The 18,355-nt window shown below is 66.1% G+C and carries 18 protein-coding genes; 6 read left to right on the plus strand and 12 right to left on the minus strand.

What is annotated here, in order from left to right; genetic code table 11:
* The first annotated feature begins 423 nt into the window (after positions 1 to 423).
* Positions 424 to 1,848, plus strand: coding sequence for a PLP-dependent aminotransferase family protein (locus DIE03_RS32820; protein ID WP_124456318.1), 1,425 nt, complete (start codon positions 424 to 426; stop codon positions 1,846 to 1,848).
* Here the strand turns inward: DIE03_RS32820 and DIE03_RS32825 are convergent.
* Entirely contained in the window at positions 1,770 to 2,816 is a 1,047-nt protein-coding gene (locus tag DIE03_RS32825) for a LysR substrate-binding domain-containing protein (RefSeq protein ID WP_260434991.1), read from the minus strand. The two genes, DIE03_RS32820 and DIE03_RS32825, sit on opposite strands and share 79 nt — an antisense overlap.
* Positions 2,817 to 2,941: 125 nt before the next feature.
* On the opposite strand from DIE03_RS32825, the gene DIE03_RS32830 reads away from it, so the two are divergent.
* Positions 2,942 to 4,288: an aminotransferase class III-fold pyridoxal phosphate-dependent enzyme gene (locus DIE03_RS32830; RefSeq protein ID WP_124456319.1), complete on the plus strand. Its 1,347-nt coding sequence runs from the start codon at positions 2,942 to 2,944 to the stop codon at positions 4,286 to 4,288.
* Between the two features lie 76 nt (positions 4,289 to 4,364).
* On the opposite strand, the gene moaD is transcribed toward DIE03_RS32830, so the two are convergent.
* The 5 genes from moaD to fdhD form a co-directional block, all read right to left on the minus strand.
* Positions 4,365 to 4,622, minus strand: a complete 258-nt coding sequence (gene moaD / locus DIE03_RS32835; protein WP_124456359.1) for a molybdopterin converting factor subunit 1 — start codon at positions 4,620 to 4,622, stop codon at positions 4,365 to 4,367.
* Between the two features lie 59 nt (positions 4,623 to 4,681).
* Positions 4,682 to 5,254 carry a molybdenum cofactor biosynthesis protein MoaE gene (locus DIE03_RS32840; RefSeq protein WP_124456320.1) on the minus strand — a complete coding sequence of 191 codons (573 nt, stop codon included), beginning with the start codon at positions 5,252 to 5,254 and terminating at the stop codon, positions 4,682 to 4,684.
* 47 nt (positions 5,255 to 5,301) lie between these two features.
* Positions 5,302 to 6,426, minus strand: coding sequence for a GTP 3',8-cyclase MoaA (gene moaA, locus DIE03_RS32845; protein WP_124456321.1), 1,125 nt, complete (start codon positions 6,424 to 6,426; stop codon positions 5,302 to 5,304).
* Between the two features lie 199 nt (positions 6,427 to 6,625).
* Positions 6,626 to 7,840 (minus strand): gephyrin-like molybdotransferase Glp, encoded by a 1,215-nt coding sequence (glp, locus tag DIE03_RS32855; RefSeq protein ID WP_124456322.1) that lies wholly within the window; start codon positions 7,838 to 7,840, stop codon positions 6,626 to 6,628.
* Positions 7,837 to 8,709, minus strand: a complete 873-nt coding sequence (gene fdhD, locus DIE03_RS32860; RefSeq protein WP_124456323.1) for a formate dehydrogenase accessory sulfurtransferase FdhD — start codon at positions 8,707 to 8,709, stop codon at positions 7,837 to 7,839. Before fdhD ends, glp begins: the two co-directional genes overlap by 4 nt.
* Before the next feature lie 407 nt (positions 8,710 to 9,116).
* Between fdhD and DIE03_RS32865 the strand changes: the two genes are divergently transcribed.
* From DIE03_RS32865 to DIE03_RS32880, 4 genes are all read left to right on the plus strand, one after another.
* A complete protein-coding gene (locus tag DIE03_RS32865; protein ID WP_124456324.1) occupies positions 9,117 to 10,517 on the plus strand; it encodes a cytochrome ubiquinol oxidase subunit I in 1,401 nt (466 codons plus the stop codon).
* Between the two features lie 3 nt (positions 10,518 to 10,520).
* Positions 10,521 to 11,528 (plus strand): cytochrome d ubiquinol oxidase subunit II, encoded by a 1,008-nt coding sequence (gene cydB, locus DIE03_RS32870; RefSeq protein ID WP_124456325.1) that lies wholly within the window; start codon positions 10,521 to 10,523, stop codon positions 11,526 to 11,528.
* 166 nt (positions 11,529 to 11,694) lie between these two features.
* Positions 11,695 to 12,615: a bestrophin family protein gene (locus tag DIE03_RS32875; protein ID WP_124456326.1), complete on the plus strand. Its 921-nt coding sequence runs from the start codon at positions 11,695 to 11,697 to the stop codon at positions 12,613 to 12,615.
* A gap of 93 nt (positions 12,616 to 12,708) precedes the next feature.
* Positions 12,709 to 13,116, plus strand: a complete 408-nt coding sequence (locus DIE03_RS32880; RefSeq protein ID WP_124456327.1) for a VOC family protein — start codon at positions 12,709 to 12,711, stop codon at positions 13,114 to 13,116.
* A 28-nt stretch (positions 13,117 to 13,144) separates the two neighbouring features.
* On the opposite strand, the gene DIE03_RS32885 is transcribed toward DIE03_RS32880, so the two are convergent.
* The 6 genes from DIE03_RS32885 to DIE03_RS32915 form a co-directional block, all read right to left on the minus strand.
* Positions 13,145 to 13,495 carry a DUF1493 family protein gene (locus DIE03_RS32885; protein ID WP_124456328.1) on the minus strand — a complete coding sequence of 117 codons (351 nt, stop codon included), beginning with the start codon at positions 13,493 to 13,495 and terminating at the stop codon, positions 13,145 to 13,147.
* Positions 13,495 to 13,959 (minus strand): STM2901 family protein, encoded by a 465-nt coding sequence (locus DIE03_RS32890; RefSeq protein ID WP_124456329.1) that lies wholly within the window; start codon positions 13,957 to 13,959, stop codon positions 13,495 to 13,497. Before DIE03_RS32890 ends, DIE03_RS32885 begins: the two co-directional genes overlap by 1 nt.
* Positions 13,960 to 14,511: 552 nt before the next feature.
* A complete protein-coding gene (locus DIE03_RS32900) occupies positions 14,512 to 15,234 on the minus strand; it encodes a class II aldolase and adducin N-terminal domain-containing protein (protein WP_124456330.1) in 723 nt (240 codons plus the stop codon).
* 134 nt (positions 15,235 to 15,368) lie between these two features.
* On the minus strand, positions 15,369 to 16,259 hold the full coding sequence (locus tag DIE03_RS32905; RefSeq protein WP_124456331.1) for an amino acid ABC transporter ATP-binding protein: 891 nt from the start codon (positions 16,257 to 16,259) through the stop codon (positions 15,369 to 15,371).
* Positions 16,260 to 16,500: 241 nt separating this feature from the next.
* Positions 16,501 to 17,685: an acetylornithine deacetylase gene (gene argE, locus DIE03_RS32910; protein ID WP_124456332.1), complete on the minus strand. Its 1,185-nt coding sequence runs from the start codon at positions 17,683 to 17,685 to the stop codon at positions 16,501 to 16,503.
* Positions 17,678 to 18,355 (minus strand): DUF1028 domain-containing protein, encoded by a 678-nt coding sequence (locus tag DIE03_RS32915; RefSeq protein WP_124456333.1) that lies wholly within the window; start codon positions 18,353 to 18,355, stop codon positions 17,678 to 17,680. Before DIE03_RS32915 ends, argE begins: the two co-directional genes overlap by 8 nt.

Raw genomic sequence — 18,355 nt, forward strand, 5'->3', positions numbered from 1 at the left:
CGGGCGGTCGCACAGTATTGCACCCCCATTGAGACAGTCGGACGAATGTCCGTGCGGCGGGCGTTCCGGGCCGATCCGGCTACGTCGAGCCAGGTTTCCGGCCGTCCGGCCATTTCATAAGACGTACAGTTCTCCCGCCATGCGCGATTCGCGTCGAACTGTACTCTTGTTCGCGTGGTCGATGTGTGTACTCGCCGTCAACTGTTCTGCTCTTAAGATTCCATCATCAAGTGCACAGTGCCGCAGATCCAGGCGTACCGGAACCCTGTCGGCGCATCTTCAAGAGAGAGCCAGTGCGATGGAAAAGGCAAAACCGGAGGGAAAGATCAGGAATCACGACGGCCCGGGCGGCAGGCGAAACACGTGCGTGCGGAACGCACACGGCAGGGCAGCGCGGCGGCACATGCCGGCGGGAGACGCACGATGAAACTCTATGAAAAACTCGCGGACGACATCGAGCGCCTGATCCGCCAGGGCGTGTACCGGCACGGCGACCGGATTCCGTCGGTGCGGCAGGCGAGCCAGCAGCACCGGATCAGCATCACGACCGTGCTGCACGCGTATCTGTTGCTGGAAAGCCGCGGGCTGCTCGAAAGCCGCCCGCAGTCGGGCTATTTCGTGAACCTGCGGCGCGACGACAGCCACGCGCCGGTGCGCGAGCTGCGGCCGTCGAAGCCGATCGCGATCTCGTCGTCGGTCGACGTGAGCCGGCTCGTGCTGTCGACGCTGCGCTCGATCGGTACCGACGACGCGGTGCCGCTCGGCTCGCCGTACCCGGACCCGAGCCTGTTCCCGTTCGAGAAGCTGAATCGCTATGCGTACGCGGCCGGCCGCGACAAGTCGCTGTGGGGCGTGACCGACGGGCTGCCGCCGGGCCATCCGCGGCTGATCCGGCAGATCGCGCGCCGCTACCTGGAAAACGGGATGTCGGTGGACCCGAACGAGATCATCGTGACGGTCGGCGCGACGGAGGCGATCAACCTGTGCCTGCAGGCGGTGGCGAAGCCGGGCGACACGATCGCGGTGGAGTCGCCGACGTTCTACGCGATGCTGCATGCGATCGAGCGAATGGGGATGAAGGCGATCGAGGTGGCGACGCATCCGGAATACGGGATCGACATCGCGGCGCTGGCCGCGATCGCGAAGTCGCAGCCGATCGCGGCATGCATGGTGATGCCGAACTTCCAGAACCCGCTCGGCTTCCAGATGCCCGACGAGCGCAAGCGCGAACTGGTTGAGTTCGCAACGAAGACGGGTATGCCGATCATCGAGAACGGCGTGTACAACGAACTGTATTTCGGCGATACGCATCCGAGCTCGCTGAAGTCCTACGACCGGACCGGTGTCGTGCTGCATTGCTCGTCGTTCTCGAAGAGCCTGACGGCCGCGTACCGGATCGGCTGGGCGCTGCCGGGCCGCTATCGCGATCAGGTCGAGAAGCTGAAGTTCCTGAATACGCTCGCAACGCCGTCGCTGCCGCAGCTGGCGATCGCGGAGTTTCTCGAGCGCGACGGCTACGAGCATCACCTGCGACGTCTGCGCAAGGCGTATGCGCAGCAGGCGAACCTGATGCGAGCGATGGTGTCGCGGTTCTTCCCGGAAGGCACGCGCATGTCGAGCCCGGCCGGCGGCTACGTGCTATGGGTTGAGTTGCCCGCGCAGGTCGATGCGATGCGGCTGTACCAGCTCGCGCTGGAGCAGGGGATCACGATCGGGCCCGGCTACATGTTCTCGATCACCGACAACTATCGGAACTTCATCCGGTTGAATTACAGCAGCCCGTGGTCGCCGGAGATCGAGCAGGCGGTGATCGCGGTCGGGAAGCTGGCTGCGGCGTGCATGCGGTGAGCGGGCGGGCGACGCAAGTCGCGGGCGGTGGGACCTGCCGCGTGGCGACTCAGGTCGTTCAAGCCCAACCGGCTTCCGAAAACGACCGTGCCGCCGATCGTAGCCAACGGCAGAAGGCGTCGACTGGCGGCCGCGCGCGTCGTCAGCAGATGATAGCTGTAGGGTCCCGGCACCGGGTTGCCCGGTGCAATGGCCAACAGCCCCTGCCTGACCGCATCGGCGGCGAGGACATCCGACGCCACGGCCACGCCTTGGCCCGCTATCGCGGCATCGAGCGTGAGATAGGTATGCGAGAAGCTCGGCCCTTGTCGCAACCGGGCCGCGCCGGCGTGCACGCCCTGCATCCGGCACCAGCGCACCCAGTCCACCTGCTCCGGAATGCGGGCCTCGGATTCGTCATGCAGCAATGTTGCACGCAACACATCGTCCACGGTGCGCAGCGGCGCGCATATCGAAGGCTGCCCGACCGCCAGGAACGTCTCCGACATCAGCTTTTCCGCGACGAGCCCCGGATAAGGGCCCAACCCCAGGCGGATCGCGACGTCCACGCGCTCGCGGCTGAAGTCGATGGCCGGCACCGAGGCCAGCAGGCGCACCTCGATGTCGGGATGCAACTGCCGGAACTCGCCCAGCCGCGGCATCAGCCAACGCGTCACGAACGACGGCATCGCGGTGACCGTCACCTCGGGGGAATCCGCAGCTTGCCGGATGCCGAGCGACGCGCGCTCGAGCTCGTCCATCAAGCGCTCGATTTCGAGGAAGTACCGCCGTCCGATGTCCGTCAGCTGGACGGACCGGGCGCCGCGCATGAACAACGGCGTTCCCAGCCACTCCTCGAGTAGCCGCACCTGATGTCCCACTGCACCGGACGTGACGCATAGCTCTTCACCCGCACGGGCGAAGCCGCCATGGCGCGCAGCCGCCTCGAATGCGCGTACGGAGAGCAGGGGCGGAAGTTGTCGCGGCATGACTCAGTTAAATTCAGGCTCAGTATGTAAATGTTTGATTTGTCGCGCCGGAAATGCGTGCTTAATCTGGACGCCTCACATCACGAGGCTCAGAAATAGTGGGCCATGCCATTTCCGGAGTCAACATGGATCTAAGCATTCACGGCGAGCCGAATTCCGCGCTCGCTCCGTCGTTTCGAAAGGTGCTCGTTCCCTGGGCGGTCCAGGGCGGGCTCAATCCACCGGTCATCACGCACGCGCAGGGGTGCTACTTCTACGATGCGAACGGCAAGCGCTATCTGGACCTCACCAGCGGCTATGTCGCGGTGTCGTTGGGTCACGGCCATCCGAAGGTGGTCCAGGCGATCCAGGCGCAGGCCGGGCGCATGTGCTGGGTCGCATCCAGTTACTTCAACGACGTGCGCGCCGAATATGCCGCACTCCTAAACAGCGTTTCACCGTGGCCGGAGGGACTGCGCGTGCACTTCACCTGCGGCGGCGCCGAGGCTAACGACGACGCGGTGAAGATCGCGCGGCTGGTGACACGCAGGCCCAAGGTGCTGACGGCTCATCGGTCGTATCACGGCAGCACCCTCGGCGCGAGCGCGGTGACGGGCGTGGACCGCTGGCGCGATCCTTTTCCGGCGCTTCCGGGCATGGTGAAGTTCTTTGCGCCGTATCCGTACCGCAGCCCCTTCCATACATCGGATCCGGCCGAGGAGACACGCCGTGCCCTCGATCACCTGGCGCGCGTCCTCTCGTATGAAGGCGCACAAAACGTGGCCGCGATCCTGCTGGAGCCGATGACCGGATCCAGCGGGGTCGTCGTCTACCCGCCGGGGTATCTCGAAGGTGTTCGGAACCTGTGCGACCGGCACGGCATCCTGCTGATCTTCGACGAGATCATGACGGGCTTCGGGCGCACGGGGGCATTGTTCTGCGCCGAGCGTGTCGGCGTATTGCCGGACCTGATTTCGTTCGCCAAGGGGGCCAGCTCTTCGTACACGCCCCTCGGCGGTGTCCTGGTGCGCGAAAGCGTGGCCCGCCACTTCGATACCGAACTCTTCGATGTGGGTCACACGCATGCGGGCCACGTGCTGGCGGTCGCCGGCGGGCTCGCCGCGCTGAAGGTCTATCTGGAAGAGGGCTTGTTCGAGCGGGCGCGCGAGATCGAGGGCTGGCTGCGCGACGGCCTCGGCGAACTGGCGGAGCGTCATCCGTCGATCGGAGACGTGCGGGGCATGGGTGCGCAGTTCGGCATCGAGCTGGTACGCGATCGGGAAACGCGCGAGCCGCTCGTCGAGTGGCATCACCCGGCGGGATCGGCGCCGATGCGGGTTTTCTATGGCGAGCTGCTGAGGCGCGGCGTTCACGCCTACGGGCGCTACAACGTGGTGATCGTGACGCCGCCTCTCGTCATCTCGCGCACGGAGCTGGACGAGGGACTGGATGCGCTCGACGCGGCGCTGACGGCGCTGGAGGCTGCGCGATGACCTGCGAGGACATTCTGTATCGAGAGGCGCGCGGCGTGACGGATCGACATCGAAACGTGTCTCGCGCGTGATGGTGTCACCCACCCGTCACCGGCGGGAAAAACGCGACCTCGCTATCCTCCCGCACGACGAATTCCCCGGTCACCATCTCGAGGTTCACGGCCGCCCTCACGGGGCGGTCCATCCGCAGCGCATCCGCGCTGCGCGCGTCGCGCGCAGCCAGCGTGCTGCGCAGCGCATCGACGGTGAGTTCGTGTGCATCGACCTCGATGGTTTCTTCGTCGCGTTCGAGTTGTTCGCGAATGCTCGCAAAGTATTTGATCGTCAGTTTCATGGCGAGGTCTTGAATGGAGTCGACGGGATCGGAAAGCGCAGCGTGCAAGGCGGCTGGGGTCAGCCCCAGCGCCGCATCGCCTGGTCGTCGTGCGCCTTCGCCTCGACCCAGCCGGATTCGCCGTCGTGCCGGATCTCCTTCTTCCAGAACGGTGCGTGCGTCTTCAGGAAGTCCATCAGGAATTCGCACGCATCGAACGCGGACGCGCGATGTGCGGCGGCCACCACGACCAGCACGACGGACTGGCCGAGCGGAATGCGGCCGACGCGGTGCACGATCTTGACCGCTTCGAGCCGCCAGCGCGCGCTCGCTTCCTCGACGATGCCCCACAGCGCCTGTTCGGTCATCGTCGGGTAGTGCTCGACCTCCAGCGCGACGACGTCGTCGACGTCGCCCTCCTTGCGCACGACACCGAGGAAATTCACGACGGCACCGACATTCGGATTGCGAACGATCGGCGCGAGCTCCGCGCCCGCATCGATCGGCGCGTACTGCACGCGCACTTCGAAGCCGGCGGTGATGGCGGGCGGCGGTTCGGTGTGCGGGTCGGCCGCGTCGGCGGGAGGCGGGTGGCCGCCGGCGCGCAACGGATCGTCCGGCAACCCGGCGCGAGATTCGGTGAAGGTCGTCATGACAGGTTCTCCAGTGGGCGGTGCGTCCTGTGTGGCGCGGCGGCCGGTCAGCCGCCGACGAGCGACATGCGCACGGTCGGATAGGTCTTGCCGGGCGCGCGGGCCGGCCGTGTGGCCCGGCGCTCGGAATAGCGGTCGTCGCGCCGCGTCCAGCGATCGCGCACGGCGGCCGCGAGGTCGCCGGTCGACGCCGCATCGTCGAGCCACGGCCGCAGGTCGGTGCCTTGCGTCGCGAACAGGCATGTATAGAGCTGCCCGTCGGCCGACACGCGGGCACGCGAGCAGGTGCCGCAGAACGGGTGCGACACGCTCGCGATGAAGCCGACTTCGCCCGCACCGTCGATGTGCGCGCAACGGATCGCGGTCGCGTCGTGCCCCGGTTCGCCGACGAGCACGAGCGGATAGCGTTCGTCGATCAGTTCGCGCATTCGCGCGGCCGGCACGACCTTGTCGCCGGACCAGAAGCTCGCGCCGCCGACGTCCATGTATTCGATGAAGCGCACGGCCACGCCCGTGTTCCGGAAGTGGCGTACGAGCGGCAGGATCTGGTCGTCGTTCGCGCCGCGCTCGATCACCGTGTTGACCTTGACCGGTGCGAGCCCGGCTGCGTGCGCGGCTTCGATGCCGGCGAGCACGCGCGACACCGGTACGTCGGCGTCGCTCATCCGGCGGAATACGGCGTCGTCGAGCGCGTCGAGGCTCACGGTCACGCGCGACAACCCGGCGTCGCGCAGCGAGCGCGCCTTCGCGGCAAGCAGCGAACCGTTGGTCGTCAGCGCGATCTCGACGGGCTTGCCGTCGACGGTCGTCAGCGCGGCGAGCCGTTCGATCAGCGCCTCGAGATTGCGGCGCAGCAGCGGCTCGCCGCCCGTGATGCGGATCTTCTCGACGCCGAGCGACGTGAACGCGCGCGCGATCTTTTCGAGTTGTGCGAACGACAGCCGCTCGGACGACGGCATGAAAGCATAGTCGGAACCGAAGCTTTCGCGCGGCATGCAGTAGCCGCAGCGGAAGTTGCACTGGTCGATCACGGACAGGCGCAGGTCGCGCAGCGGGCGCCCGAGCGTGTCGGACGTGCGGGGAAGGGCGCCGGGCGATACGCCGCCGGATGAAGCGGCGGCGGCCGGCGCGGCTGAAACGATGGCATTCACGATCGGTTCGTCGGCCTGCATGAAGTAAGCGGAGGGGCGTCGCCGGTCGGCCGCGCGTGTGCCGACGTGTCGGCGCACAGGTCGTGACGAGCCTCATCGTGAGCATAGTCCGCCGGGTTTTGCCGGCAGAGGCACAATCGCGCCCGAATTGCAGGGATACAGTTCTCCTTGCGGCGGGCGCGGCGCAGGGGGCGCATCGGGCGCGTGATCGGCGTCGCGCTCATGCGAGCCAGGGCGCGAATTCGTAATACGGTACCGAGTCGCCGCGCGCGATGGCTCGCCCGGCCGGCAACCGCGCGAGCCCGCTCGCCTGCACGAGCGACTGCAGCGTGCCGGCGCCTTGCTGGCGCAGCGTATCGAGCACGGGCGCGCCATCGGCACCGACGGTGCAGCGCACCCGCACGAAGCGTTCGCGCTGCGCATCGGGCTCGAAGCCGGTGTCGATCGGCAGCGACGGCACGACCGGCAGGCACGCGTCGCGACCCTGCAGGCGGCGGATCAGCGGCGCGACGAACAGCGCGAACGCCGTCATCGCGGCGCCCGGATTGCCGGGCAGCAGCACCACGGGCCGCGTGTCGAGCCGCGCGAGCGCAACCGGCTTGCCCGGCTTCATCCGCACGCCGGTGACGATGAACGATGCATCGAGCGCGGTCAGCACGGGGCGCAGCAGGTCCTTGTCGCCGACCGATGCACCGCCGACGCAGATCACCAGGTCGCAACCCGCGTGCAGGTCGCGCAGCGCACGATCGACGGCCGCCGCCGTGTCGGCCGCATGCACGCACATCGCGACACCGGCACCGGTTCCGGACACCAGCGCGGCGAGCATCGGCGCATTGCTGTTGTAGATCTGCTGCGGTGCACGCGGCTGGCCGCATGCGACGAGCTCGTCGCCGGTCGTCAGGATGCCGACGCGCAGCGCCGAGCGCACATCGATGCGCGCGAAACCTTGCGCGGCGGCCACGCCGACGTGCATCGCGCCCATCCGCACGCCGGCCGGCACGAGCAGGTCGCCGGCGCGTACTTCCTCGCCGCGACGGCGGATGTGCGATCCGCTGCGCTGCGGCGCGTCGAACGTGACGCGGCCGTCCTGTTCATGGGCATGCTCCTGCATCACGACGGTATCCGCGCCGGGCGGAATCAGGCTGCCGGTAAAGATCCGGGCGGCCGTGCGCGGGGCCAGCGGCGCCGGCATGTCGCCTGCATAGCAGTGTTGCGCGACGCGCAGCGGTTCGCCCTGCGAGAGATCCGCGTGACGCACGGCATAGCCGTCCATCGCGCTCTGGTCGGCCGGCGGCTGGTCGAGCACGGCGGTCAGCGGCGCGGCCAGCACGTGGCCGGCTGCTGCGGCGACCGGCAGGGAAGCGGTGGCGGCAAGCGGCGCAAACGCGCCGGCGAATTGCTGCTGCGCGGTATCGAAATCGAACAGGTGTTTCATGACGAGCGGGCCGGGTGCGCGGGCGCAAGCGCCGGTTGGTCGGGGTGAACGGCGGCCGGCGACACATATTCGACGAACCCGTCGTTGCGGCAGAAGCCGAGCAGCCGCACGCCGGCTTCGCGGGCGACGTCGATCGCCAGCGACGTCGGCGCCGAGATCGTCGCGATCATCGGGATGCCGACCCGCGCGGCCTTGCGCACCAGTTCGTAGCTCGCGCGGCTCGACAGGAACACGAAGCCCGCACGCAGGTCGGCGCGGCGCCGCGCGAGATGCCCGATCAGCTTGTCGAGTGCGTTGTGGCGGCCGACGTCCTCGAACACGTCGAGCACGGCGCCGTCGCGGTCGCACCACGCGGCCGCGTGGATGCCGCCCGTCTCGCGCATCAGCGTCTGGCGGGCCGGCAGCGCGCGCGCGGCATGGGCAATCGCGTCGGCGCCGATGCCGGCCGCCGCGCCGGCGGCCGCGATGCGCGGCGGGTGCAGGTCGAGCTGCGCGATGCTTTCGATCCCGCAGACGCCGCAGCCGGTGCGGCCGGCCAGCGCGCGCCGGTGCGCCTTTAGCGCCGTGAACGCCTGTTGCGACACGGTGAGCCGCACTTCGGCGCTGCCGGGCCGGCATTCGCTTTCGATGTCGAATACGTCAGATGCACGCTCGACGATGCCTTCGCTCAGCGCGAAGCCGAGGCCGAACGCGTCGAGGTCGATCGGCGTCGCCATCATGACCGTGTGCGAGATGCCGTTGAACACGAGTGCAACCGGCGTTTCGTCGACGACGCGATCGACGGTGTCGCGCGCTTCGCCGGCGCGATGGCGCGTCACGTGGCACGCGGTGCTGCCGGTCGGATCGTCGACGCGGGTGCAGGACTCCATGCGGTTTTTCTCCAGGCGGATCGGCCGGCGCGTACGCCGGACGACGGGAATCGATGCTGCCGGGCGGGTGCCGGGGGCGGCGCACTACCGCCACGGGCAGGCGTTGCATAACATGTTAAGTGGAGTGAACAGCGCGCCGCAGGCACAGCGCCGCGACGCGGAAAGCAGTACAGCTGACCACCCCGCAGGCACGAAATGTGTTTTCCGTGCACACATCTTCGGCGACGGGAGCAGCACAGTTTCAGCGCGCGTTCGAGTGATTGCGAGTATCGTTGCAAACGCGATATCGTCATTCACGCTTCGATGCCATGCGAGTGACTGTTTGTGTTCGCATGTGTTGTCGCCAAGCCGTCGCGCGATTTCCTGCTTCGGGCGTACGTCCTCACAACCACGAGCAAATTACGGTCATGGAAATCTTCGATGCGTTCCATCTCGCCCGGTTGCAATTCGCATTCACGGTGTCGTTCCACATCGTGTTTCCCGCGATCAGCATCGGCATGGCGAGCTTCCTGGCGGTCCTGGAGTGGCGCTATCTCGTCACCGGCGACGCCGCCTACAAATCCATGTTCCAGTTCTGGTCGAAGATCTTCGCGATCGGCTTCGGGATGGGGGTGGTCTCCGGCGTCGTGATGGCGTACGAGTTCGGCACCAACTGGGCCGGCTTCTCGCGCGTCGCGGGCAACATCACCGGGCCGCTGCTGACGTATGAAGTCCTGACGGCGTTCTTCCTCGAGGCCGGCTTCCTCGGCGTGATGCTGTTCGGCTGGCAGCGCGTCAGCCCGCGGGCGCACTTCTTCGCGACGCTGATGGTTGCGGTCGGCACGCTGATCTCGACGTTCTGGATCCTCGCGTCGAACAGCTTCATGCAGACGCCGCAGGGCTACAAGATCGAGAACGGCCTCGTCGTACCGGTCGACTGGTTCAAGATCGTCTTCAATCCGTCGTTCCCGTACCGCCTCGTCCACATGACGATCGCGGCGTTCATCGTCGCAGGCTTCATCGTCGCCGCGTGCGGCGCCTGGCACCTGCTGAAGGGGCGCCGCGACGAGCCGGTGAAGCGCAGCTTCTCGATGGCGCTGTGGATGCTGCTGGTGCTCGCGCCGATCCAGATCGTCGTCGGCGACGCGCACGGGCTGAACACGCGCGAATACCAGCCGGCGAAGATTGCGGCGATCGAGGGGTTGTGGGAAACCGAGAAGGGCGGCACCGCGCTGAACCTCTTCGGGCTGCCCGACATGCAGGCCGAAACCACGCGCTATGCGATCCAGGTGCCGCACCTCGGCAGCCTGATCCTCACGCACAGCTGGGACGGCGAGATTCGCGGGCTGAAGGAATTCCCGCCGCAGGATCGCCCGTATTCGCCGATCATCTTCTGGACGTTCCGGATCATGGCCGGCCTCGGGATGCTGATGCTGCTGACCGCGCTGCTCGGGCTGCTGCTGAGAAAGGGCGGACGCCTCTATGAAACGCGCTGGTTCCAGTGGTTCGTGGTCTGCATGGGGCCGTCCGGCATCGTCGCGCTGCTCGCCGGCTGGATCACGACCGAGGTCGGGCGGCAGCCGTGGACCGTCTACGGCGTGCTGCGCACCATCGATTCGGTCGCGCCGCTCAGTGCGCAACAGGTCGGCGTGTCGCTGCTGATCTTCGTGGTCGTCTATTTCCTGGTGTTCGGGACGGGTATCTACTACATGATGAAACTGATGAGGCGCGGGCCGGCTGCCCAGGCCGGGTACATCGAGCTGCACCGGCATCCGGGGCTGCGCAAGAGCGCGCTGTCCACGCCGCTGAACGTCACCGAAGCGGAGTAAGCCATGCACATCGATCTTCCTGTCGTATGGGCCGCGATCATCGGCCTCGGCGTATTCATCTACGTGATGCTGGACGGCTTCGATCTCGGTATCGGCCTGTTGTTTCCGTTCTTCGACGCGAAAGCCGAGCGCCAGGTGATGCTCGACACCGTCGCACCGGTGTGGGACGGCAACGAGACGTTCCTCGTGCTCGGCGGCGCGGGCCTCTATGGCGCGTTCCCGGTCGTGTATTCGACGCTGCTGCCCGCGAACTACCTGCCGCTGGTGCTGATGCTGGTCGGACTGATCTTCCGCGGCGCGGCGTTCGAGCTGCGCGCCAAGGCTACCCGCACGCAACACATGTGGGATCTCGCGTTCATCGGCGGCTCCGCGCTCGCGGCGTTCTGCCAGGGGATCGTGCTCGGTTCGCTGCTGCAGGGCATCAAGATCGAGAACAACCAGTTCGCGGGCGGCCCGTTCGACTGGCTGTCGCCGTTCAGCCTGCTCTGCGGGATCGGCGTGCTCGTCACGTATGCGACGCTCGGCTGCGGCTGGCTGATCCTGAAGGTCGATGGCGAACTGCAGCGCAAGATGCGGCTGCTGATGAAGCCGCTCGCGGGCGTGCTGCTCGCCGTGATGGGTGTCGTGAGCCTGTGGACCGTGATCGGGCTGCCGGCCGTCGCGCACCGCTGGTTCGGCAGCGGCAACCTCGGCTGGTTCCTGCCGGTGCCGATCCTCGTCGTCGCATGCGTGTGGGGCATCTTCCACTCGGTGAAGCGCACGCACGAAGCCACGCCGTTCCTGCTGACGCTCGCGCTCGTGTTCCTCGGCTATACGGGGCTCGTGATCAGCATCTGGCCGAACATCGTGCCGCCTTCGCTGACGATCTGGGATGCATCGTCGAGCCATTCGAGCCAGCTGTTCGCGCTCGTCGGCACCGTGATCGTGCTGCCGATCATCCTCGTGTACAACGCGATGCAGTACCGCGTGTTCCGCGGCAAGGTGCGCGAGGGCGACATCGGCTATCACTGAGCGGCATGCGAAGTGACGGGGCGCGGCGTGCGCGTATCATCACGCACAGCGCGGCGCCCGGCACGGCACCCGATGCGAAAGCGGCCCGCCACGCGCGGGCCGCTGCGCATCGGGTGCGGGCGCAACGGGTTGCGTTGCGTATTCCTTTGGCAGTCGAGAAAACACCATGATCGTCAGACCACGACAAAACTGGCTCAGGATGCTGTTCGTATGGAACGGCTCCGTGCTGCAATCGATCATTCCGCAGCTCGTGTTCATGGCGATCGTCAGCACGCTGGCGGTCTTCACGAACGGGCGCATCTTCGGCGAGAAGATTCCGCTCAACACCGCGCCGTTCACGCTGTTCGGGCTCGCGCTCGCGATCTTCCTCGGGTTTCGCAACAACGCGAGCTTCGAGCGCTTCAAGGAGGCGCGGCACCTGTGGGGCAACCTGCTGATTGCGGCGCGCGCGGTGACGTCGCAACTGCATCGCTACCTGCCCGACAGCGTGAGCGACGCCGAGCGCAACCGGCTCGCCGATCTGCTGATCGCGCTCGCGTATGCGCTGAAGCACCAGCTGCGCCATACCGATCCGACCGAAGACCTGCTGCGCATTCTCGGCGCGGAGCGCACGGCCGCGCTCGGCGGCAAATGCTACAAGCCGGTCGCGATCCTCGACGAACTGCGCGGCGGCATCGTCCGTGCGCTGGGCCGAGCGCACGGCAGCGACGCGACCTGCTGGATGTTCGAGACGCAGCTCGACGAGCTCGGCAAGTCGGTCGGGGGTTGCGAGCGCATCCTGTCGACGCCGATCCCGTTTTCATACAGCGTGCTGCTCCATCGCACCGTGTATGCGTATTGCGTGCTGCTGCCGTTCGGGCTCGTCGACTCGACGGAGTTCTTCACGCCGCTGATCTGCGTGTTCATCTCGTACACGCTGATCGCGCTCGAGGCGATCGCGAACGAAGTGGCCGAGCCGTTCGGCCTCGCGCCGAATGCGCTCGCGCTCAATGCGATGACGCGCACGATCGAGCGGTCGGTGCTCGAACTCGGCGATCGGCCGATGCCGGAGGAGTTCGCGCCGGCGTCGACGTATCAGATCACGTAGGGCGCCGGTTCGGTAGTGTAGTCGCCGGTAAGGTTGATCGGTCGGATCGGGAGAGGTTGTGTAGACTCGGGCTCGTTCAATGGAGCCCACACCATGCAACTGCTTGATCACGTGTCGATCGGCGTGCCGGATATCGACCAGGCACGCCCCTTCTACGATGCCGTCATGACCGCGCTGGGCGCGACCAAGGTCTATGACCGGGCCACCGCGCTCGGTTATGGCGAACGCTGCAGCGCGAACGACCCTGCATCGACCTTCCTCGCGGTGTATCTGGATCCCGCCGAAATCGGGACGAACAAGCGGCACTGGTGTTTCAAGGCCGCTTCCCGCGAGCAGGTGCATGCGTTTTTCGAGGCCGGCCTGTCTACGGGCGGCCGGTCCAACGGCGACCCCGGCTTGCGGCCGCACTACCACGGCGATTACTACGCGGCGTTTCTCGTCGATCCGGCCGGCAACCAGGTCGAGGCCGTGTGTCACGCAGCGGTGGCGGAGCACGAGTAGCCGTAACGGTGGTGAGGTCCGGCGGTCGTTAGTTTTCGACTGCTTCGGAGTCCCACGTCCCGAGGGATATCGCTTTGCTCAGCATGCCGACGGTCAATGCATGTCGCTGGAACGTATGGGGTTTTCCGAGCAGGTATTTTCGCAAGACGTGATATAGCAGCCCCTCGCCCTCCATCAGGAAGTAACGCCCAAAATCGTAGTCTCCTCGGTCGACGCCGAATCGGTCGAAAAAGCGTTCCATGAAGATGTCGGCGTCGTCCCCGGTCTGTCCCAGGTCGTCCGAGATCGAGGTGCGCTCCGTAATGCGGTGCTTGTCCGAGGCAGCGGCTTCCTTGCGAACGAACGCTTCCAGCGCTTCCCAATTGTGTCGGTCGTCCATTAGAGAATCCTGTCCTCTGGTTTCACAATCCGGTTGTACTGGTAAACGGTGTTCCGGACAATATGGAATACATCCGTCCCAAGTACCACCCATCCGACACCCGGTATGGTTCGTCCGACGAACACTGCCAGTCGATGGGTCAGGATTACCCGCAATCTCTTGATGCTTTTCAGCGTAACGGTCGGCAATACCTTGCGCTTGAATTCATACCGAAATATCGACCTCGACATGACCGATGCGACGGACGTGCCGCGGGTCGTGCCGGCCGGCTTGGCTCGGGTTGGAAGAATGGGAAGACCCGACAGTATCAGAACAACCGCTTCGACATCGTCGATGCCGATCTGCTTGCAGGTTTCGTCTGCGGCAATCAGGAAGAACAACTCGATCGGAGTCAGGTCTGGTTCGTTCCGGTAGTGGTAAGTATTCACGCGGTGCCCTCGGGATGCCGGCGACACAGGCCGCATTCGCTGCACGTCCCGTTCGCCGTCGTTGTCGTTGGCGGGCTACGTTAGCGAAGTGGTCTTTGCGGGGCAATATCGGAGGGAGGCCGGCTGCTGCGGTGGCGCTGACGAGCGATTCACGCAAAAACGACACGAAGGCCGTTGCTCGCCGTGTGGTGACGGAAGAGCGGCACGGGACGCTCGCGCGGACGATCATTTTCTTCGTTGTGATGCCGGGGACGGAAGGTTGTCGAATTGTTGCCGATTACGCTCCACGTCGACGTTCATGTCGAGCGTGCATTGTGTGGTGGATCCAATGCAAGTCGCCGTCGCCGCTCAATCGAAATACGTGAACCCCATCGCACTCTTCACGGCCACGAGCGTCGCGCTTGCCACTTCCCGTGCATGCAACGTGCCGCGCTTCGCGATCGCCTTAACTTCGGCCTCGTCGGCCTTGCCCCGGCGGCGGCGCGCGCGGACCGGCCCGATCAGCGCACGCTTGACGACGCGGTCGCTGGCCGCCGAGCCCCTGCCCGGAATCGACGAGACGGATCTGACGAGGAGTGGCCGAACGCATCAATCCCGATACGACGGCTCCTCGACGTCCAGGATGCGCTTCATCTCGTCGAAATGCGCGATCGAGAAGTCACGGAATCCTTCCCAGTCACGCGCGGTCTTCTCGGCCACTTCGTCGGACAGCACATTGATCGGCTTGCCGGTCGCGTACGCGTTGACGAGGATCCGGCACGCGCGTTCGAGCGTGTACATGTCGTCGAACGCCTCGCCGACTGTCGGCGCGGTCACCAGTACGCCGTGATTGCCCATCAGCAAACGGGACTTGTCCTTGAGCAGCGACACGAGGCGGGCGCCTTCGTCTTCGGTATCCGCCATTCCCGAGAATGCGGTGTCCAGCGCGACACGATTGAAATAACGGGCGGTGTTCTGTTCGATGGGCAGGATGGTCGGATCGGACAACGTCGAGATCGCAGTGACATGGACGGGGTGCAGGTGCATGGCGACGCGCACATGCGGCAGTTGCTGGTGCAACTGGCCATGGATCGCCCATGCGGTCGGATCGACGCTGCCGTTTTCGAGGCTCGAACGATCGTCGGCGTCCAGCAGAACCAGGTCGCTCGCGCGGATCCGCGAGAAGTGCATCCATTTGGGGTTCATCAGGAAGTGACGGCCGTCGTCGGAAACGGCGACGCTGAAGTGGTTCGCGACCGCTTCATGCATGTCGAGGCGGGCGAAGCAGCGGAAAGCGGCGGCGAGATCGGTGCGAAGCTGGGTTTCGTTCATGTCGAGGTGCGTGAGCGGAAGCGTGGGAAACGGGGGCGCCGGCCGCAGGTTCATGGTTGGCCGCAGGGATTTGTCGAAAGGGTTCGACCAGTCGGGCGGCCGAGCGCCGGCCACGCCGCGATGCATCGACCCGCTTACTGCCTTGGGGCGGTCGATCCGTCCGCGTCGGCCGTCGCGTCGTCCGAGTGCCAGAACGCGTTGCGGTCGCGGTAGTTCTGCAGGAACTGCTGCAGCCGGGGATTCGTGGAACGGCGGAACACCTCGCCCGGCGCGCCGCTCACCGCGATCCGGCCATGGTCGAGAAACACGACGCGATCGGCCATCTGGGCGGCGAAACCCATCTCGTGCGTGACGACGACCATCGTCATCCCGTCGCGCGCGAGCTGCTTCATGACCTGCAGCACTTCGCCGACGAGTTCCGGGTCCAGTGCGGAGGTTGGCTCGTCGAACAGCATCAGGTTCGGCTCCATCGCCAACGCGCGGGCGATCGCCACGCGCTGCTGCTGGCCACCGGACAGTTTCGACGGATGGGCATCCGCCTTGTGGGACATGCCGACCATGTCGAGCATGCGGCCACCGATGGCATCCGCCTCGGCACCGGGCAGGCGGCGCACCCGCCGCAGCGCTTCGGTGACGTTACCGAGCACGCTCATGTGCGGCCACAGGTTGAACTGCTGAAACACCATGCCGATGTTACGGCGCACGCGGTTGATCTCGGCGCTCGACGCGCGCACGCGTACGCCGTTGCGTTCGACATAGCCGAGCATCTCGCCGCCGATCCGGATCTCGCCGTGATCATAGGTTTCGAGGGCGGCCATGCAGCGCAGCAGCGTGCTCTTGCCCGATCCGGACGGACCGATCAGGCAGACCACTTCGGATTTCGCGATCGACACATCGATTCCGCGCAGCACATCGGTATCGCCAAAACGTTTGTGCAAACCCCTGACTTCGACGAGCGGCGTTGCGGACGCCGGCGCGAGCGTGGCGGCGGGTACGCTTGCGGGGATGGCGCTGACTGCGTTCATGATGGCCTCGATCAGTTCCGGTCATCGTGCCGTCATCGCCTGGGTCAGGCGACGGGCGCAATGCAAGTTCGATGAGCCGACTTTACGTGGTCAATATTGATCGGGGAAAAACTCTTTTCGAATGCGATTCGCAAGTTTTTCCTATGCGGCGCGCCGGTGCGCGGCGAAGAAGATGCGCGCACCGGCGGAGGGAATTGCGCGGCAGTACGGGAACAGCCAGCCGAGCTCGACGGAGTCGAAATCAGTCAGTCATGCGATCAGTCGCTTCGGTCGCGGCGAGATGGTCTGCCAGCCGCCGCAGCATCGCATCGCAACCCTGCAGTTGCTCGACGCTCACGAACTCGTCCGGCTTGTGCCCCTGATCCATGCTGCCCGGTCCGCACACCACGGTCGGGATACCGGCCTGCTCGAACAGTCCGCCTTCGGTGCCGAACGCAACCGTGCCGAACGCGCTCGATCCGCTGAGTATCGACAGCAGGCGGGCGGCGTCGCTGTCGCCCGGTGTCGAGAGGCCCGGGTAGGCGGACAGCGGCTGCATACGGATATCGCAATCCGCGTGAACCGCGCGCATCTTCGGCGTCAGGTGTTGCTGCGCATAGGCCTGCAATTCGCTCGTCACTTCATCGGCGTCGAAGCCGGGCAGCGTGCGGACTTCGAAATCGAATTCGCATGCGTCGGGAACGATGTTCAACGCCTTGCCGCCGTGGATCAGGCCGATCTGGACAGTCGAATACGGCGGATCGAAGCGCGCGTCGTGATGCTCCGGTTGTGCGAGGCGCTCGCCGATTTCCTCCAGCCGGTTGACGAGACGCGCCGCATACTGAATCGCATTGACGCCATACGGCGCATACGCGGAATGGCACGCGGCGCCTTTGACGTGGCAGCGCATCGCCAGTTTGCCCTTGTGGCCGAGAACCGGCTTCAATTCGGTCGGCTCGCCGATCACGCACAGCACCGGCCTGTGTGGGCGCTTCGCGAGTTCGGCCAGCATCGGCCGCACCCCGAGACAGCCGATCTCCTCGTCGTACGAGAACGCGAGATGGATCGGCAACGACAACCGGCGCTCGACGAACATCGGTACCGCAGCCAGCACCGACGCGAGAAAGCCCTTCATGTCCGCGGTGCCGCGCCCATACAGCCGGCCGTCGCGCTCAGTCATCCGAAACGGCTCGACGGTCCATGCCTGGCCGTCGGCGGGCACCACATCCGTATGACCCGAGAGCAGGATGCCGCCGCGCTCGCGCGGCCCGATCGTGGCGAACAGGTTCGCCTTGCTGCGCGCGTCGTTGTAGAACAGTTCGCTGTCTATTCCGTAGCGCGCCAGATAGCCGCGGATGAACTCGATCATCGCGAGGTTCGAGTGCCGGCTGACCGTATCGAAGCCGATCAGTTCGGCGAGCAGGGTGCGGCTGGTCGGGTCACTCATCACCGGGGACTCCGTATTTCGGTGCGGCCGTCGGATCGAGCGCGCGCGTCACATAGTCGTGCATCTGCGGACGGTATGCATGCCACAGCGCGGCGAGGGCCGCGATCGGTGCGTCGTCGGTCCAGTCGACCCGCAGGTCGACGAGCGGCCACACCTGCGTATCGACGATCTTCAACGCGGCCGAATGCACCGGGCCGGCTTCTCCGCCCGCGTCGATCGCGGCCTGCATCGCCGCGAGCAGACGGTCGGCGAGCGGGCCGGGCGTCTGCTCGAACGCGGGCACCATCGCGGAGATCACGTCCTGACTGGCGAGCATGTTGCCCGCGGCGACGCACTGTCTGCCCGCTACCGCATGATGCAGGCCGAGCGCGTGCGCGCCGGTCTGGAATGCCGTGCGGCCCTGTGTATCGACGACCGTGACCTGCCGGTAGTCGCGCCAGCGATCGGTGGCGAGCGCGGCTTCGAGCGCCTGTACGGGATCGGCCGCGCCGTCGCCGAGCAGGTCGAGCACCCGCGGGCCGAGCGACGGCAGCGTGACGTTCTGCGTCGCCACGGCGCCCGCACCGGTGCGAACCCACGCGCAGCGCGCGCCCACTGCGATGCTCGAGGAACTGATCGCGATGCCGAGTTGTCCGGTTTCGGCGCACCGTCCGACGATGGAGAATGTCAT

The organism is Burkholderia sp. Bp8992 (assembly GCF_003853705.1).
Lineage (GTDB): Bacteria > Pseudomonadota > Gammaproteobacteria > Burkholderiales > Burkholderiaceae > Burkholderia.